Source organism: Petrotoga sp. 9PWA.NaAc.5.4 (genome assembly GCF_002895485.1).
Classification (GTDB): domain Bacteria; phylum Thermotogota; class Thermotogae; order Petrotogales; family Petrotogaceae; genus AZRK01.
In genome coordinates this window covers 248,370-267,806 of sequence record NZ_AZRK01000001.1, presented here as the reverse complement: position 1 = coordinate 267,806, position 19,437 = coordinate 248,370, and the positions used below count along the sequence as shown (strand labels likewise).

The 19,437-nt window shown below is 28.9% G+C and carries 13 protein-coding genes; 8 read left to right on the top strand and 5 right to left on the bottom strand.

The window, feature by feature from the left end; translation table 11 throughout:
* Positions 1-697 precede the first annotated feature (697 nt).
* Genes X924_RS01280 through X924_RS01250 form a run of 7 tightly spaced genes read left to right on the top strand, consistent with a single transcriptional unit; the run spans position 698 to position 11,825 of the window.
* Complete coding sequence (locus X924_RS01280) at positions 698-1,702, top strand: TolC family protein (protein WP_121957134.1); 1,005 nt, start codon at positions 698-700, stop codon at positions 1,700-1,702.
* Positions 1,699-3,024: a TolC family protein gene (locus X924_RS01275; protein ID WP_121957133.1), complete on the top strand. Its 1,326-nt coding sequence runs from the start codon at positions 1,699-1,701 to the stop codon at positions 3,022-3,024. The genes X924_RS01280 and X924_RS01275 overlap by 4 nt, the downstream gene beginning before the upstream one ends.
* Positions 3,021-4,094, top strand: coding sequence for an efflux RND transporter periplasmic adaptor subunit (locus X924_RS01270; RefSeq protein WP_121957132.1), 1,074 nt, complete (start codon positions 3,021-3,023; stop codon positions 4,092-4,094). Before X924_RS01275 ends, X924_RS01270 begins: the two co-directional genes overlap by 4 nt.
* Positions 4,094-4,789, top strand: coding sequence for an ABC transporter ATP-binding protein (locus X924_RS01265; RefSeq protein ID WP_121957131.1), 696 nt, complete (start codon positions 4,094-4,096; stop codon positions 4,787-4,789). Before X924_RS01270 ends, X924_RS01265 begins: the two co-directional genes overlap by 1 nt.
* Complete coding sequence (locus X924_RS01260) at positions 4,776-5,990, top strand: ABC transporter permease (RefSeq protein WP_121957130.1); 1,215 nt, start codon at positions 4,776-4,778, stop codon at positions 5,988-5,990. Before X924_RS01265 ends, X924_RS01260 begins: the two co-directional genes overlap by 14 nt.
* A gap of 21 nt (positions 5,991-6,011) precedes the next feature.
* On the top strand, positions 6,012-7,196 hold the full coding sequence (locus X924_RS01255; RefSeq protein WP_121957129.1) for a family 1 glycosylhydrolase: 1,185 nt from the start codon (positions 6,012-6,014) through the stop codon (positions 7,194-7,196).
* Between the two features lie 33 nt (positions 7,197-7,229).
* Positions 7,230-11,825, top strand: coding sequence for an MG2 domain-containing protein (locus tag X924_RS01250; protein ID WP_121957128.1), 4,596 nt, complete (start codon positions 7,230-7,232; stop codon positions 11,823-11,825).
* On the opposite strand, the gene X924_RS01245 is transcribed toward X924_RS01250, so the two are convergent.
* The 5 genes from X924_RS01245 to X924_RS01225 all read right to left on the bottom strand — a co-directional run bounded on the left by X924_RS01245 (position 11,811) and on the right by X924_RS01225 (position 16,555).
* On the bottom strand, positions 11,811-12,278 hold the full coding sequence (locus X924_RS01245) for a metallophosphoesterase (protein WP_158245272.1): 468 nt from the start codon (positions 12,276-12,278) through the stop codon (positions 11,811-11,813). The two genes, X924_RS01250 and X924_RS01245, sit on opposite strands and share 15 nt — an antisense overlap.
* Positions 12,279-12,310: 32 nt before the next feature.
* Positions 12,311-13,366 (bottom strand): S-methyl-5-thioribose-1-phosphate isomerase, encoded by a 1,056-nt coding sequence (mtnA, locus tag X924_RS01240; protein ID WP_121957126.1) that lies wholly within the window; start codon positions 13,364-13,366, stop codon positions 12,311-12,313.
* Positions 13,367-14,009: 643 nt separating this feature from the next.
* Positions 14,010-14,852, bottom strand: a complete 843-nt coding sequence (locus tag X924_RS01235) for a protein-glutamate O-methyltransferase CheR (RefSeq protein ID WP_121957125.1) — start codon at positions 14,850-14,852, stop codon at positions 14,010-14,012.
* A gap of 69 nt (positions 14,853-14,921) precedes the next feature.
* Positions 14,922-15,686, bottom strand: a complete 765-nt coding sequence (locus X924_RS01230) for a hypothetical protein (protein ID WP_121957124.1) — start codon at positions 15,684-15,686, stop codon at positions 14,922-14,924.
* A 113-nt stretch (positions 15,687-15,799) separates the two neighbouring features.
* The gene (locus tag X924_RS01225) at positions 15,800-16,555 is read right to left on the bottom strand and encodes a YebC/PmpR family DNA-binding transcriptional regulator (RefSeq protein ID WP_121957123.1); all 756 of its coding nucleotides are present in this window, start codon (positions 16,553-16,555) and stop codon (positions 15,800-15,802) included.
* 784 nt (positions 16,556-17,339) lie between these two features.
* On the opposite strand from X924_RS01225, the gene X924_RS01220 reads away from it, so the two are divergent.
* Positions 17,340-19,304 (top strand): transglycosylase domain-containing protein, encoded by a 1,965-nt coding sequence (locus X924_RS01220; RefSeq protein ID WP_121957122.1) that lies wholly within the window; start codon positions 17,340-17,342, stop codon positions 19,302-19,304.
* Positions 19,305-19,437: the final 133 nt, after the last annotated feature.

Genomic DNA, 19,437 nt, shown 5'->3' with positions numbered 1-19,437 from the left:
TTTTAGTATGTTACTATAATTTTATACCAAAAATATAAAATATGCAAATTTTTGAGGTAAAATAAAAATAACAAGTGAAAAAAATAATTTTATTATGTGCGGGAAATCCTTTGTAGCTAAGATTATTGATTTTGTATTTTTGGTTTCTTTATTTATAGCAGTTATTTTTTAAGTTTTATTTAAGACAAAAATGATTAATTATAATCGTTTGTGATTTCCTTTGCTTTGCCTAATGGAAATAGAGACTTTAGGAATGAAAATTTTCTAAAAATAAGCTTTTGAATTTAAATATGGATGCGGTGCGTAGCCTTCTCCCCATTTTTTCGGTACAAGTACCGAAAAGGGTAAAGAAATTAGGAATTAATAAGGATTAGAAGTAGGGAGATATTTTTGAATAAATTTAGGACTAAAATATTGGCAAAATTTAAATTTTGGAATTTCTAAAGCGGATAAAAATATAAATAGGGACTTTAGAAATGAAAATTTTCTAAAAATAAGCTTTTGAATTTAAAATGGGTCCAGGGCGGAGCCCCCTCCCCATTTCTTCGGTACAAGTACCGAAAAACTAAAGAAATTAAGAATTAGTAAGGGTTAGAATGGGAGAGGTATTTTATAAAGAGTTAAACGCTAAACTATTGATAAAATATGAACTTTAAAATTTCTAAAGTGACTAAATATAAAACTAAGGAGGAAGAAGATGGTGAAAAAAGTTATATTGTTAGGAGTTATGTCTTTATTGGTAGTAGGTGTATTTTCAACAAATTTAACAGAGGTGTTTGATACATCAAAAGCAAATAGTGCTATATATAAAAAAGCTCAGATGGATCTTGAAATTACGAATCTTGATTATGAAAAAGCGAAGATAGAAGCAGTGAACAAAAAGGCAGAATTAGCAGCAGAACTTGCTTATTACAATGGACTTTCAAGTTATAATGCCTCAATGAAAGAGTATTACTCAGATATTTTGGATCGTGTTTTAAATGTTTATACCCAAGAAATAAATTTAGATATTGCTAATTTACAACTGAAAAATGCTCAGATTGATTACAATAACAACCAAGAATTGTACAATAGAGGATTAATATCGAATGACCAGCTTAAGAACTCCGAATTAAACGTAAAAGATGCACAAACCAATTTAGAAACTGTACAGCTGAATTTAGAAACGGCTGTGGATAATTTAAAAAAAGTATACAACGAAGATTATAGACAAATAGAACTAAAGATTCCTGAATATGAAGGGTTGTTTGTAACGGATGAAGAGTATTTAAACAAAAATTATAATTTAAAGTTAGCTTTATTGAATGTCGAAATGTCTCAATACGATTTAAATAATTTACCATACAATGCTTCTCAATACAATAGACGAATAGCGGAAGTTACACATCAAAAGAATCTTTTAACACTGGAAGATCTACAATATACCCTTATTGATATGCATAAAACTACAAAAAACACTATAGAGACTCTTTACAAAACTTTACAAAACCTGAAAGAAAGAATGGATTTAGCTCAAAGCACATACAACGATACAAAAGGACGATTCGATAAAGGGTTAGTATCAGAGATAGAATTAAATACAGCAAATATAAATTACTTAACAGCTCAAAAAAATTATTATGATAGCTTAAAGAATTATATTAAAGCTTATATAAACTACCTAATAGATACAGGAAGGAGCCCTGAGGAGGTAGGATTGTGAAAAAATTTTTGATTTTAACTATAAGCCTACTTACAGGAGTCTTAATGTTGTATGGAACGACTTTTGAAGAGTTATATAATGAAAATTTATATAAAAGTTCATCGTATGCACAAGCAAAGCTTGGATTAGAAAGTGCACAAGTAGATATGAATAAAATAGATAATTTTTTTATGCCATATTTAGGTTTATCGTTCGATACAATTAAATTAGGAACAACAGGACCAACTTCAGTTGCAGGTCTTGTTTTTGGAGGATTAGGAGAAACAGAAGGTTATAAATTATCTTTTAATGTGAACTTTTTAGAAGTATGGGGAGCCAGTGTAGCTCTTTCTTTTCCCTTTACTTTTAATGTGAAAGATGAATGGAATATAGAAACTCCGGAATCAGAAGATATTAATATTCGATTGTCTCGCGATTTAACAAAATTAGACAGAGTAGAAAGATTAAACACTGAGGCAAGTTATTATGATGCGCTTTCAAAGTATTATTTTGTTCAAACGAATATTTTTATTGATACTGTTGAAGATATATTCAATAGACACTACAACGAAAAGATGATCGAGTTATCACAAAAGGAATTAGAGATATTACAAAATAAGTATCAAGCATCTACAGACGAAGATGTTAAGAAAAACATAGAAAAACAAATTTTGAGTGCTCAAAAAACATTAGAAGGTTTAAAATCAAGTAATGCAAGTTTAGAATATTTTGAATATTCAGAAGAACTGTATAACCAAACAAAAAATATAGTAAAAAATTTAATAAATAGTAATCAAAATTATTCAAAAAACATAAACGAAAGGCTTGATTTAAAATCGTTGAAACTTAAAGAAGAAGCATCAAATATCCAAAAGAATTTTTGGTTCATACCTTATATACCATTTAAAAATGTAAATTTGTCTTTTTCTCCCTTTAAAGAAGAAAACAAATGGAGTATAGGTATAGGATTTGAATTAACAATATTAGACAAAGGAGAAAGACAGTTAGTATCAAATAATATGAAGTCGAATTTTGCGATGCTAACATACGATGAAAGTTTAAAAAAAGTAGAAGAAACAGTTAGGAGTCTTGAAACTAATAACAAGATGTTGAATTATGATTTGAATATAAATCAAATTGATTTAGATAATGCTTTAGATGAATACAACAAGAATGTAGATTTATACAATAAAGGATATATAACAAGAGAAGATTTAGAACTTTCTGAAATCAGTTTGAAAAGAGCACAACTTACAAAAGAAAATACAGAAAACAGTTTATTGTTAAATGAATTAAGAATAAGGCAACAATATTATGTAGATATTTGGGGTGATAAAAATTGAAAAAAAGAGGAAAGATAATAATATGGGCGATAGTAATAGTAGCAGTTATTGTTATAGGGATAATAATCATTCCAACTGGTAATGCTACAAAAACAAATCAAGCAAGTGGAATTCCTCCTGTATATTTAGAATATAAGGTAAAATCAGGAGAAGTGGGAGATTCTATAGAAGTAGTAGGAAACGTTGAAGCAGATGTAAAGTCAGTGTATCCAAAAGTTTCTGGTGAGATAGTAGAGATTTATGTAGAAAAAGGTGATTTCGTAGAAAAAGGACAAGTTTTAGCTAAAATAGATGACTTACAATATCAAACAGCATATTTGAATGCATTGAACGATTATGAATCATCTACAAATTTAGCCGAAAGAATGAAAGAGGTAAAAAGATTACAATTAGAACAAGCTAAAAAGAATTTAGAATCTATAGAAATAACGGCCCCCATTTCTGGAATTATAAGTCAAGTGAATGTTTCAGAAGGGACGACAGTTAATACATCTACAGCTGCTTTTACTATTGTAGATAAAAATAATTTAAAAGTTTCAACCAAGATAGATGAAATAGATTTTCCTTTTGTAGAAGAAGGCATGGAAGCTTCCGTAAAATTTAATTCTTTAAATTTAGAATTACCTGGAAAGATTAGTTGGATAAGTCCAGTGTCTTCGACGGATGTGGGAATAGTAGTTATACCAATAGAAATAGAACTTGAGAATATACCTGATAGTGATAAAATTGTTTCTGGTATGACAGCTGACGTTGAGATTGTTACTTTGAAACTCGAAGGGACGGTTGCTATTCCGAAAGATGCTATTCAAAAAGGTCCGAATAATGTAAAAATTGTTTATAAAAAAACATCAGATGGAGGTATGGAGCCAGTTCAAATAGAAACTGGAAGAGAAACAGATACTATGGTTGAAGTGATTTCTGGGTTAAGAGCGGAAGATACGATACTTATATTACCTTCAGAAAAAGAGATACAAAGGTTAATGCAACAATATGGGATTTCTATAGGTATTCCCACAGTTATGCCGACAGTTCCTGCCGGAGGTTCAAGACCAGGAAGAGGTGGATTCTAATGTCTGTTATGGAACTAAAAGATGTTTGGAAAATATATCAAATGGGAGAAGTACAAGTTGAGGCTTTAAGGGGTGTTTCTTTTAACATCGAAGAAGGTGAATATGCAATAATAATAGGTCCTTCCGGAAGTGGTAAATCTACTCTCTTACAGATACTTGGATGTTTGGATAAACCAACTAAAGGACAAGTTTTTATAGAGGGAAAAGAAGTTTCAAAACTTAAAGGTAATGAATTAGCTAAAGTTAGAAATAAGAAAATAGGTTTTATATTTCAAAGTTTTAATCTGTTACCCAAATTAAGTGCCGTTGAAAATGTTGAACTTCCGTTAGTATATGGAGGGATTCCTCCTAAAAAAAGAAGGGAAATTGCTATAGAACAGCTAAATTTAGTGGGGTTAGGAGATAGATTGCATCATAAGCCGACACAACTTTCGGGGGGTCAACAACAAAGAGTTGCCATTGCAAGGGCATTGGCAAACGACCCTGCGTTTATTTTAGCTGATGAACCTACGGGAAATTTGGACACAAAAAGCGGGCAAGAGATCTTACAGATATTTAGAAAATTGAATGATATGGGTAAGACTTTGGTTGTTGTTACACATGATTTAAAAATGTTAGATGAAGGAACAAAGATAGTTAAACTTTTAGATGGTAGAATTGAGTCAATTGAGGTGAATGCAGTTGGAAATACTTAAAGAAACTTTTAGATCTTTGCTTTCTAATAAATTAAGGACTTTTCTTTCTATGCTTGGTATAATAATAGGTGTTGGAGCTGTAATGACCATAATAGCTATAGGAGACGGAGCAAGACAAGAGATTAATGAGACTGTTTCATCTTTAGGATCCAATATAATTATGGTTACTTCCTCAGTTTATTCGCGTTTTGCATCTCAGCCGTTGGAATTCAGTGACGCTATAAATATTCAAAACATGGTTCCAGGTGTAAAAAATGCAACAGGTATCTTGAACTCAAATTTTACTGTAGAAAGTAAAAGTACGGGGCAAAATACTACAGGATCGCTTTTTGGAGTTTTACCAAATTTTTTCGAAATAATGAACCTTGAAGTTGCTTATGGAAGGGCGTTAGAAGAATCTGATGTTGAAGAAATCTTAGGTGTTGCAGTAATAGGATATAATATAGCTGATAAATTGTTTGGTCGTCAAAATGTTGTTGGAGAAAAAATCAATATTATTCAAACTAATAATCAAGGAAGTAGGAAAGTATCTTTTGAAATTGTAGGTGTCATTAAAAAAACTGGTAGTAGATTATTATTTAATGTAGATAATATGGTAATAGTGCCTTATAATGTAGCTGACTATAGATTGTTTCACATGAATGGTAGAACAAATCAAATTTTTGTGTCTGCAGTAGATGAAAAAAGTGCTGAACTGGCAACGATGGGAACCGATTTTTACCTTTACAGAAAATTTCAAGACAGCAACAAATATAATATTTTAAGTCAGGATGCGATTTTAGAGGCGGTAAATCAAATAACTGGTATTATGAATGTAATACTTGTTGGTATAGCTGCGATTTCTCTTGTAGTAGGTGGAATAGGAATAATGAATATTATGCTTGTAACTGTTAAAGAAAGGACTAGAGAAATAGGCATAAAGATGGCAATAGGAGCGTCGCGCAGAAGGATATTATTAGAATTTTTAACTGAGAGTGTTGTTTTAACAATTGTAGCTGGTATAATCGGTATGATATTGGGAGGACTTCTCTCGACGTTGATAGCATATTTTGGTAGAGCCTTTGGATTAAATGCACTTATTACGTGGAGATCTATAATTCTTTCCTTTGGAGTCTCTGCAGCTATTGGGTTGTTCTTTGGTATATATCCAGCAAACCAGGCAGCTAAATTAAGTCCTGTTGAGGCTTTGAGATACGAATAAAAATTTAGTAGGTGAAAGTTTATGGATAGAATAATTTTTCCTAAAGACTTTTTTTGGGGGGCTAACACCCCCATATTTTCTTTGGAGGAAGATTCACCCAATATTACTAATAAAAAGGAAAAACTTAATTGCTTTTCAAAAAATTTGAATAAACAAATAGAATTATTAAAAAAATTGAATTTAAATGCATATCGATTCAGTATTGATTGGAATTATATGTCTTTAGACCAATATGAATGTATTTTTTTATATAGAGATTTTATAAATAAACTTTCTGAAATGAATATAGAACCCATAGTAACTTTGATAGATATGAATTTTCCTTTTTCAATAGAGTTTTGGAATACTGATGAATTTAAAAATGAAAAAAATGGAGATTTTTTAAGTGCTATAAAAAATTTTGTAGAATCTATGAGCAATAAAGTTCAATATTACAGTATTTTAAATGATCCGATGGTATTTTTAATACGTTCATTTTTATTCAAAGGGAAAGAACGATTAGCGATAATTTCAAATACTTTCGAAAATTTATTTTCTTTGTATTCAAGGGTTTATATAGAAATAAAAAAAATTAATCCCTACGCTAAATGTTCGATTTCAGAAAATTTTGCTAACAATCTAATTAATAATTCATATATATTTAATAATTTAAATAAAAATATTGAAGCAATAGATTATTTTTTTTCTTTTTTTGATACATTAGTATATGGGAAAAACAAATTATTTGAAGATAAAGAATATAATAAATCGAGTATAGATTTCATAGGTATAAACTTTAATAATATTTTCTCGGATATAAATGAATTTGATAAGCTAATTAAGGCTTTTAATCAAAAAGAAGAAAATAAGTCAAAAAGCCGTCAGTTTAGATTAGAGCAGGTTCTTAAAGAAAGCTCAAAAAGGTTTGACTTACCTATTTTAATAAGTGAAAATTCTATAGAACAATCAAAAGAGGGGTTTACAAGCAATTATCTTATAAATACTTTATATAATGTTAATCATTTTATATCAGAGAATCGCAGAGTTTTTGGCTATATCTACAATTCTCTTGTAGATCATAAGGACAAAAATTTAGTGTTGAAAAATGGTTTATATAGTGTGAATTTCGAGAATCAATTTTTTACTTTAAGGAATTTTGCTAAAATATACTCTAATATAGCTAAGGAAAATGAAATTAGAGAAAATTATTTAAAATATATTGAGTAATTAAAATAGATAACGGGATTGGGGGATGAAAAAATGAAAAAAATATTTGTTTTTCTAGTATTTATCGTTTTTTTAGTTACATTTGGTTTTTCATACGTTTATTTAAGGGGAAACAATGTTATAAGAAGTGGAGAAGAAATTGAGTTTGTTGGGTTCAATGAAACTCAAGTTTTTATGAAAGTATATAAGATTGATTATCCAATCGATGTTATTGTTAATCATAGGACGTTAGAAGAAGCTGAAAAGACTTTTTTATTTTCAAAGACTATCAGATCGAACTCTGATGGTGAAATAAGTGAAAAGTTTATGCTAAAAGATTTGGGTTTATATTTCTTCGAATTTCAAGGTAATCAGGATAAGTCTTTTGAAGAAGTATTAGTCACAGATACAGATTTTATTTTCACTTACGATGGAGAGAAACTATATATAAAAGTATATGATTTAAAAATTTTAAATGAGGTTGATAGTAGAATCATTTTACAAGGTGCTAACGATAAAACAATTAGTTATAACAATGTGTCTGAATTAACCTGTGAAATATCTAATTTAGAAAAGATTGTAATTCAGAATAAATTTGGTATAAGGTATCAAAATATTTATAAAAAGTTTGAATTGTATAAAGATAACCCTATTCAAATTATTATTGATAGACCTCTTTATAAACCAGATCAAATGGTTAACTTTCGAATTATTTCTTACAAGCAAGAAGATAGTACTTACGTTTTTGAAAATAATCAAGAAATTAATATAGACATCTTAGATCCTGCTGGGAATAAAATTTATACAGAAACGTATACTTCTGATGAATTTGGAGGTGCAAATGGTCAATATTATATTTCAAAGTCCGCACCTTTAGGATATTATCGTATAGATCTATATAAACAAAATGAGGAAAAATACACATATGGATTTTATGTTCAAGAATATGTAAAACCAGAATATACAGCAAATATAACAACACCTAAGGAAAAATATTTTACTGATGAAGTAATAGATTACCAATTAAAATTAGAGTATCTAAATGGTATACCTGTGAAAAATGCACAAGTTTCTTTATATGTTTATTATGATGCATACTTTGGCTATGAAGGAAGGAGCTTACTTTATCAAGCTATTACATATTCTAATGAGAATGGGATTTTAGATATTCCAATAAAAGTGCAAGATGGCCATGAAGGTTATTATACATTAGAAGTGATTATTGTTGACGAAAGTCAAAGACAAATGCAAGAAGTTTGCCAAGTCAGAGTTATGGATGGGAGCTATATGATAAATCTTGAAAATAGATATTTTCAAGGTGAACCTAATGAGAATTTAACTTTTGAAGGTACTATAACAGATAGAGAAGACATACTTCAAAATGGACAAATGAAAGTAACTGTTTACAAGAAAATATGGGATCAAAAAGCTCTCAAAACATTAAATGAGGCAATAGATGAGTTTAATATCTATGTTGAAAATGGTTATTTTAACTTTATTTATACCTTTTCTGAAGAGGCAAACTATTGGATTGAACTTTCTTTTAAAGATTCTACCGCTGATTTAAATGTTTATGTTTCTCCTTATGTTAAAACAACTCAATCTACTTTTTCAAAATTTCAAATAGAAGATGATAAAGTTGTGTTTGCTATAGAAACAAACGTAAAAACCAATGGATTAATTTTTTTAGCAGGAAGAAATATATATGAGGTAATAGAATACGATCAAAATAAAAAGGAGTATGTTTTCACAATTCCCCAAAATTTACTTGAAAGAAACATTTTTGTCTACGCAGTTTTGCTTACTCAAAAAGGGCCGGAAATATTACAGAGATCCATAGATTTAGGCAAAATGGAAAAATTGACTTATGAATATAAAATTAATACAAACAAAGAGGTTTATAAACCAAAAGAAGAAGTAAGAATCTCAATAGAGGCTTCTGAAGATGGTGTTTTTACCTTAGGTGTCGTAGACGAAGGAATTTATCAATTAGTTGAAGACAGAAAAAATATTATGAATGAACTTTATCCAGAAATGTACTATATAGAGCCAACTATTTCAACAGGAAATACATATCTTTATCTTCCTTATAAATATTATGGACTGTCTTTAGAAGAAAGTCAAGTTTTTGGAGCTTACAAAGGAAGCAACGAATTAAGTACAAATAGAAGAGAATATTTTCCGGATACTGCTTTATGGGTTCCTTTTTTAAAAACCCAGGATAAAAAAGCAGAGATAGTATTTATAAATCCAGATTCACTAACTACATGGAGAATAACCTCACATGGATTTAGCTACGATGGAATTAAAATGAAAAAAGAAACAGTTTCCTTCAAAAGTAACATTGATTTTTATATAAGGCCCTTACTTCCCAACTTTGCAATTGAAGGAGACAATGCAGAATTCTACCTTGTTGCATACAATAACAGCAACGAAATCAGACAGATAAAGTACAATATATCTATAAATAATGAAAAAATCCAAATTACACCAAATGAAGGAGAAATAGAGATTTTACCTAATTCACAGGAAATTATAAAACTAAAACTTTCTGCTTTTGAAAATGGTGAAACTGAAATAACCTTCGATTTTGCCTATGACATAGTAAAACTTCCTTTTATAGTGAGAGATGATCAAATTATAAGAGATGTTATAAAATTGGTAGATACAACTCAAGGTTATACGATAAAAAAAGGCCAAGAATTTAGGCCATTTGATTTAAACACCCTTACAAATGATTTATTGGATTATATAAAAAACTATCCATATAGCTGTAGTGAACAAATAGTATCGACTATTTATCCTTTATTAACTGCTCAGAGTTTGGGTTACGAGATTGAAGATATTGATTTGAAAATAATCAATTCTCTTCAATTGCTTTATAAATCTCAAAAAGATGATGGTGGATGGGGATGGTGGTCTAATAGCGAGAAGTCAGATCCAGAAATGTCTGCATACGTGATGTTTGGTTTAAAAAAGATAGAAGATAGTGGATATTATGTTTCACAAGGGACTATTTCAAAGGGTTTAAGTTATTTAAAGAAAAACGTGGTTTCTGGATTTGTTTATTATGTGCTAAGATTGTATGGAATAGATATAAGTTATGAACCTGAAGATATCTTAGATGAAATATATTACACATTTTTTAATAAAGATAATTTAGAAACTGTTCTATCTAAGATCGTTGAAAAGGAAGATATTGCTTACTTAGATTATTTTGATAAGGATTATTTCTATTCGGTGACTGAAGTAAATGCTATTTTGCTTGATTTGTTGCTTGAAGAAGTACCGCACGCTTCAATTACATTGAAAGTATTCAAATATTTAATATCCAATAGAGAAGGTTATTCGTGGTATTCAACAAAAGAGTCCGCTAAAATGCTTGATATTCTATTAAAATATAAAAATAATTTTTCTATATATTCAACAGCAAAGTATTCGAATGAAAAAAATGAATTTATAGTTTCCCAAAACGATATATATCTATATGATCAAGGTTTATATGAAATAAAAGAAGAAAATGTAATAGAACCGTCGATAAGTAACAGTGGAATAACTTTAGATAAATTATTATATAAAAAATATGATGTTAAAGGGAAAAAAGGAAATAATAACTATATGTTAGATGCTTTTATTAGTATAGAAGAATCTAAAATTCCTGCATCATTAGAAAGTGTAGAAGATTCTAACATTTTGGAAAAGGATGGGCAATTAATTTGGTATAACACTTTCGTATCTCAAAATATTTATGAAGATGAAGAAATGATCATTAGATATAACGGGCGTGAGAATCAAATTCATATTAACGATTATATTATTGAAAAACCCAAAATGTTAATTAAAAACTCTGATTGGGTTTATGTAATAAATAATGAAATTTTGTATGAATATAATATAAATCAAAATTCTATAAAAAAATTTATTATGGATGGTAATATTAAATCTTTAGCTCTTATGAACGAAAAACCAGTTTTGCTTTTAGAATCTGATAAATCACAGGAAGATTATTTATATCTTGACAACAAATATGAGAAGTTACCAGGTAATTTTAATGATTTAGATATAATAGACGGAAAAATAATATTATTTTCAAATGTTATGTATGGGTATGATGTTGAAAATAAAAAATTAAATAAATTATTTCCTATATCGGCTTATAAGATTTCTCAAATATCAGATGATTCTATCGAGATTTTTGGAGATGTAAAATTCGAGGGTAATTCAAGAAATATAGGTCCTTTAGGACTTTACAAAATAGTTTTCGAAAATAATCAAAACACCTACTTTCAAGAAGGAGATATAGTAAAAGTTAAAATAAAAATGAAGTCTGATATTCCATCCTTCTTGGTAACTGAAGACCACTTACCCGGAAATATTCAAATATTAAGAAATTATTCTGAAAGAAATATTTCACAATCTACCAAATTTTATTATAATTGGTATTCTCCTTGGAACTATTGGTATAGTGGTATGGAAATTAGAGCAGAAAAGATAGCATTTTTCTCGGGCGGATATAAGCAAGGAGAATATGAGTATTATTTTAGACTATTAAATAGTGGGACATATAAAATACTTCCCGCTATTTCCTACACTATGTATTGGAAAGGAACAGTGGGTTCTAGTAATGAAATTTTACTAAATGTGAAGTAAAGTTATTTGAATATTATCTTTTGTAAAGGTAATTTCTGCGTAATTTCCGTCGCAGAGAGCTCCTGGGTTCAAAATTATAGTGTCATTTATCTTAATTTTTTCTTGGACATGTGAATGACCGAAAATCATAAGATCTAAAGGATGTTTAAAATACTTAATCAAACGTTCAGGGATAGCTGGTCCTGTTTGATGCCCATGTATTAGCCCTATCTTTTTATCATAAATATTTAATTCAATTTTTTCAGGAAGTTTATTCTTAATATAAAAGTCGTCCATGTTTCCATGGACGGCTTGTAAAATAGGTTTTTGATTATCTAAATAGTTTAATACTTCCACATCTACAATGTCGCCAAGCAAAAATATCTGATCATATATATCAAAGTTCAATTTTTTTAAAGAATCGAGCTCGGCTTTTATTGGGATATGAAGATCACTTAATACTAAAACTTTCAATATAGTTTCCTCCTAAGTTATTTCCTATCTTCTCACAATTCAAAAAGCTTTGTTATGTTTTTTTCATAAGGTGCTCTTATTATACCTTTTTCAGTTATTATTGCCGTAACTAATTCATTGGGAGTTACATCAAAAGCAGGATTATATACCTCTACTTCATCGGGCACCAATCTGACTTTGTGACAATATCTAACTTCCTCTTTGCTTCTTTCTTCTATGGGGATATCTTCTCCTGTTTTGGTTTCAACATCTATGGTTGATAACGGAGCTGCAACATAAAAAGGTATTCCATGCCTTTTTGCCAATACTGCGACTGAATATGTTCCTATTTTATTTGCTACATCTCCATTCCTTGCTATCCTATCCGCACCTACTATAACAGCATTTATTTTTCCTTGTTTCATAACCCAACCAGCCATATTGTCTGTTATTAAAGTAGTTTTAATACCACTTTTCATTAATTCCCATGTTGTCAATCGAGCACCTTGTAAGTAAGGTCTTGTTTCATCAGCATATACTTGGATTTTTTTACCGTTTTCAATTGCGGCTCTTATAACCCCTAAAGCTGTACCGTAGTCTACTGTAGCCAAAGCTCCCGCATTACAATGAGTTAAAACTGTATCTCCATCATTCAAGAGTTTTTCTCCGTTTTTTCCGATAGCCTTATTTATTTCTATGTCTTCATAAGCAATTTTGAGAGCTTCTTCTTCTAAAATATTTATTAATTGTACTATTTCTTTTGAATTTAGATTATCTTTTGCGATTTTATCCATCCTATGTAGAGCCCAAAACAAGTTTACAGCCGTTGGACGTGTTTGAGATAAAGTTTGTTTAATTTTTTGAAGTTCTTTGTAAAAGGTGTTTTTATCTAAAAGATTTTGAAACTGTTTTGCCCCTAAAACATATCCGAAAGCAGCTGTGGCACCAATTGCAGGAGCACCTCTAACTACCATATCTTTAATTGATTTGGCAATATCTTCATAGGTTTTACATTCAACGTATATTTCTTCCAGTGGTAAAAATCTTTGATCAATCAAAATTAAGCTGTCACCAGTCCATTGCAGAGTCATAGTTTTAATTTTTTCCATTTAGTTTATATTTCCTCCTTACATAGTATTTTTTACTAAATTTAGAAATTCCAAAATTCAAATTTTACCAATATTTTAGCCCTAAATTTATTCAAAAATATCTTCCTGCTTCTAATCATCATTAATTCCTAATTTTTTTAACTTTTTCGCTACGTGTAGCGAAAGAGAGGGGGAGGGCTCCGCCCTGGACCCATTTAAATTCAAAAGTTTATTTTTAGAAAATTCTCATTTCTAAAGGCCCTATAGTATTTTTTACTAAATTTAGAAATTCCAAAATTCAAATTTTACCAATATTTTAGCCCTAAATTTATTCAAAAATATCTTCCTGCTTCTAATCATCATTAATTCCTAATTTTTTTAACTTTTTCGCTACGTGTAGCGAAAGAGAGGCGGAGGGCTCCGCCCTGGACCCATTTAAATTCAAAAGTTTATTTTTAGAAAATTTTCATTTCTAAAGGCCCTATAGTATTTTTTACTAAATTTAGAAATTCTTAATTCTGAATTTTATTGGCTAATTTTTCAATCGCATAACCAAGTTTAACTGTTTTAACATACAAAAGCTTCAATTTTGTTTTATTGAAGATGCCCATGTATAATGTCTCTACTTATTTTCAGTACATAGTATCAAAGAAAGAAGACTTTGTTATTTCCTTTCTACGAAAGTGTTACCAGATTCATTTTTTTCTTTTTTGTAGAAAAAAGGTGCTATAGAAGAAAAACCTATATCTTTGTAGTTAAAAATTCTTTCTGTAGAACCTACAAAAAGCACTCCACCAGGCTTTAAAGATTCAAAAAAGTTTTTGTATAACCTTTCTTTTGCTTCATTATCAAAATATATCACAACGTTTCGGCATACAATTAAATCAAAATTTTTATCGAATGTATCATATAAGAGATTCATTCTTTTAAATAAAACACTATGTTTAATGAAATCCTTTATTTGATAAGTACTATCTCCAAGATTAATAAAATATTTATCTTTCATTTCTTTTGAAAGATTTACAAGACTTTTTTCGGAGTAAATACCTTTTATTGCTTTTTCTAAAGCACCTGAATCAAAATCGGTTGCAATAATATCAGCTTTGTTTAAACTTCCTAATTCATGCAAAATAATAGCTAATGTATATGGTTCTTCACCTGTTGAACACCCAGCACTCCATGCTTTTAATTTGCCGTTGTTTTCTTTTATTAAATCTTTTAATATCTCATTTTTTAGAAACTCCCATTTTTCAGGATTTCTGAAAAATTCCGTGACGTTTATTGTAAGCTTATCTAAAAATTCATTCCATTTTTCAGGATTCTTTTTAAGCATTTCAAAGTATTCATTATATGATTTTAAGTTATATTTTTTCAATAAAATATCTATTCTTCTTCTTAATCTATGCTGCTTATAACCTTTTAAATCTAAGTTGAAATATTTAATTAGATTGTTTAAAAATGATTCGTAATCTTTATCATCATATATAGAATTATAAAATTCATTCATTTTTATCTCCTAATATTCAAATAACGTACGTAATTTTTATTTACAAAGCTCTTATTTGAGTAAATAGCATTATTTTGATCGATATAAATCAATATAAAAAGAAATCCCTAAGCCCAAATTAGAAAAAGTAAAAAATAGATTTTTATTCAGAGGAATTCTAAAATAAAAATTATTTTCATTTTTTTCAAAATAAAGAGAATCTATGGTAAGCTTTCCTGTATCTGATTCATATTTCAGCCTAAAATCTTTGTTTAAAATATAAACAGAATCTATATAATTTTTATTTGTGGAAAAAAGTAAATCTCCTACTTTAAAATAATATTTTATTTTCTCCTCAAATCCTATAGAAATACCTAAATTTTTGGGAGAATTAAAAGTCATAGCTACTTTTGAGTTTGATAAATCAGTGAGTTGTGTCCAATAAGACAAGCTAAAAAAAGATTCATCAAAGATTATCCCTAAATTAAGGTTTTTAAATGAAAAGTTCATGAAATTATCCAAACTCATTGTGAAACCATCAAAATTTTCAATTAAAAAATATGGATCAATTCTATCTTCCGGATTTCGATAAGATATTTCAAATCCTGGTTGGTAAAATTTAAAGTAATTGACTATTTGGTCATAATTAGAAAAATAAATATTTTCATTAGAAATTTCAAAATAATAGCTAATATCAGCTTGATATATATCCTCTAAAGTTAATTTAAATGTAATCTCATTTTTTAATATAGGTGTAAAATCTCCTAACAGTGAAACTTTAGAAGTTTGATTAGGAAAAGAAAAAATTGACAAGAACCAAACGAAAAAAATAAACATTGTAATCCTTTTTATCATATTCTTTTCCTTTCTTTATAAAAAATAAGTATCTTTAAAATTTTATTTCTGAAATTCCTTTATAAGTTAACAAAAGGGGAGCTAACTCCCCTACCAAAGTATGATCAAATTTACTACATATTTGCAGCCAATTTTTCCATAACCTCATCAGCTATATCATAATTGCCGTATACTTCTTGAACATCATCCATATCGTCTAACGCATCTAACAATTTCAATAATTTTTCTGCATCTTCTTCGGATAATTTAACGGTAGTTTTTGGGATATAAGTTAATTGATCTCGCACCGTATATCCCATTTGTTTTAAAGTGTTTCTGACTTTTGTCAAATTTTCTGGAGAAGTAACAATTTCAATAGGGTCAGCAGTTTCATCTATATCTTCAGCCCCAGATTCAATAGTCGCAAGCATAAATTCATCTAAGTCTTCTATTTCTTCTTTAGGGACAGTAATTAAGCCTTTGCGTTCAAAGTTCCAAGATACTGATCCAGATTCGGCTAAGGAACCTCCCCATTTTGATAAAACATGTCTTAGTTCTTGAGCAGTCCTATTCTTGTTGTCCGTAACTACAGAAATAAGTAATGCAACTCCTCCTGGAGCATACGCTTCGTACATTATTTCAGTTAGTTCTTCGCCTTCTAATTCACCAGTTCCTTTTTTTATAGCTGCTTCAATCTTATCTTTTGGCATATTAGCAGCTTTGGCGTTATCTATCGCAGTTCTTAATCTTGGATTAGCTTCGGGATCACTGCCTCCTTCTCGTGCGGCTACAGTAAGCTCTCTAATTAACTTTGTAAACATTTTTGATCTTTTTGCATCTTGGGTGGTTTTTCTTTGTTTTATATTTGCCCACTTATTATGCCCTGACATACTAATCTACCTCCTAAAAAAATCAATTTTTTATAAAATACCGTTCAGATTCTGACCAATTGACTATTTTTTTCTTCTTCGGTATTTTTACCGAAAAAGAGGGAAAAGGGCTGCGACTTGAACCCTTTTAAAATTCAAAACCTCATTTTTAGAAAATTTCTCATTTCTAAAGTCACTAATTATCTATTTTATTAAGTTAGTCAATACTTTGAGTGAAGGATATACCACACCCTGTTATACTTTCACTCCGACATGTCTCTGTCGATGAGAATTGAGCTCTGCCTTGGATCCGTTGTAAAACAAAAAAATCATTTTTCAAAAATAACTTCTCAATTGGAGACACCATGTAAGGTATTTTTACATATTCTTGGTGATCGTACCATTTACATATCTATTTTCTCAATTTAAAATCAAATTTTACACAACGTCTATTATACTTTTCAGTATTACATTAACTTTTTCTTTTTTTATCGATATATTTAAAATTTAAAGACTTTTATGAAAGACTTCTATCTCCATCATATTTTATCATAATATTTTAATTTTGATAAAAAATAATGTGATATGATATTCAATAGTCTAAAAAAGAAATATTTTTATATTCTTTAATGTAAAGAAGTTACAGCGGAGGTGTATAGAAATAAAAGATTTTATTATAGGTTTTGTTGTAGGAATATCTATTTTTTTCATTTTATTTTTTTATGTCCAAAACTTTTACAAAAATTCTTTCTCTATTTTCTTGACTGATTCTAATTATAACACATATTTATTTGATAATAATGAAATGATTTTTCCGACTAAATATGAGTATGTGAAATTGGAAGATGTCCCAGTAGAACTAATTTATATTCTTCTATGGTCAGAAGATAGAGATTTTTTTGAACATAATGGTATTAGCCTTAAAGCTTTAACAAGAGCTGCATTGATAAACATAAAAAATTTTTCGATTGTTCAAGGTGGAAGTACTCTTACGCAACAATTAGCAAAAACGGTATATTTAACTAATGAAAGAAATATTAAAAGAAAGGTTATGGATATTATGTTGGCTTTTTTTTTAGAAAGGGCTTACACAAAAGAAGAAATTTTAGAAGGTTATATAAATAGTGTTTATTTAGGAAATGATATATCTGGGTTTGGTGCCGCATCTAAAAGATATTTCGGTAAAGATGTAGAAAATTTAAATATTGAGGAAATGTTGGTTTTGGTAGGTATAATAAATGGTCCTGAAATATATAATCCTTACAAATATCCAGAAAGGGCTAAAGAACAAGCCCATATTCTCTTAAATTCTCTCCCTGATAATTTTTTGATGAATAGTAAAGAGAGTATAGCACAAGAAATAGACAATTTAATTTTTTATTCTCCGTCTTCATCTTCGCAGGATAAGTATTTGAATTTAATATACAGAATAAAATCTGAAGAAAAACAGATCGGATTAGCTGGTGGTGGTTATACAATAAAAACAACTTATAATAAAAACCTTTTTGATTCTGTCAGCTTAGATGCCAGTTCTTCTGCAATTGTTCTAAACAATAAAACGGGGGAAATTTTAAGTTTTTGGGGTGGAGAGTTTGATACGTTTTATTCTAAGAGACAAATAGGTTCGGCGATAAAGCCATTTTATTATCTTTTAGCTTTTGAAAAAGGATATCAAGATTATACGGTTTTACCCGATCAACCTATGAAATTTGGTGATTGGCAACCAAAAAATTTTGATAATACTTTTAGAGGAAGTGTGACTTTAAAAGAAGCCCTCATAAATTCTATAAATATTCCTTCTATTTATTTGGCGATGCACATTGATATTTCTCCTCAAAAATCTATAGAAACGATAACCAATTTTCTTTTACAAGATATTGGGCTCATAGGTAATTATCCAAATGATTTAACTATATCTTTAGGGACAGTAGAGACAAGTCCACATGATTTAGCAAAAGCTTATACAATTTTTCCGAATTATGGAATAATTCCATCTACTTATGTAATTTCAGAAGTTTACGATAGAAAAGGGAACTTAATATACAAAAGATACCCTAAGATTGAAAGAAAAGTAAACAGTATAAAAAATGAAAGTTATTCAAAAATGAATTCGTTATTGAGAAGTGTCGTTTTGGAAGGAACTGCAAAATCCGCAAACATTAAGGATATTGAATTACATGGTAAAACAGGAACTTCTGAAGAATCTGCATGGTTTGTAGGATATACGGGAAAAGAAGTTTTTTCTGTTATTGTAAAAGGGAAAAATATTTTATCTTCAACAACGGCTGTACCTATTGCTAAGAATATAGCAATGTCATTTCTTTATTTGGGAGAAAGCAAAGGTGTTCCTGTGTTTTCGAGTTTGCAGGACCTGAATGCAGCAATTTCCTTTTTTGATGATCCACTTGAATTTATTGCCAGTGGAAAAGATGTTTTAACTTTTTTAAATTCTATAAAACTTAATTATTCTTATTTTGAGTTAAAAGAGAAGATAAAAGATTCTGTTAGTTCAATAGAGTTTATTTATCCAGACGTTGCTAAGTTAGTGCTCCAATGGGAAGAGGAAAACTTAGTTGATTTTTTAGAAGATCCTTATGCTTTTATACAAAATGGATATGATTTAAAGAGTTACCTGGATAATTTAACTCTTAATCAAAATATTTTGCAAAAGCTCCAAGAAATTTATTATCAGTTAAAATATATATATCCTGATCAGGCTAAAATAGTAGAAGATTTTTTGAGTAGTAAAAATCTTGCTGATTTTTTTTAAAATTAACAAATATTTAATGTTTTAAAATGATTTAGATGGTAAAATAATCAGATGGATTTTTCTAATTGATGTTTCTTCACCTAATAGTTGCGTAATTGTATAAAAAATCAAAACTAAAATATTAATAAAACTT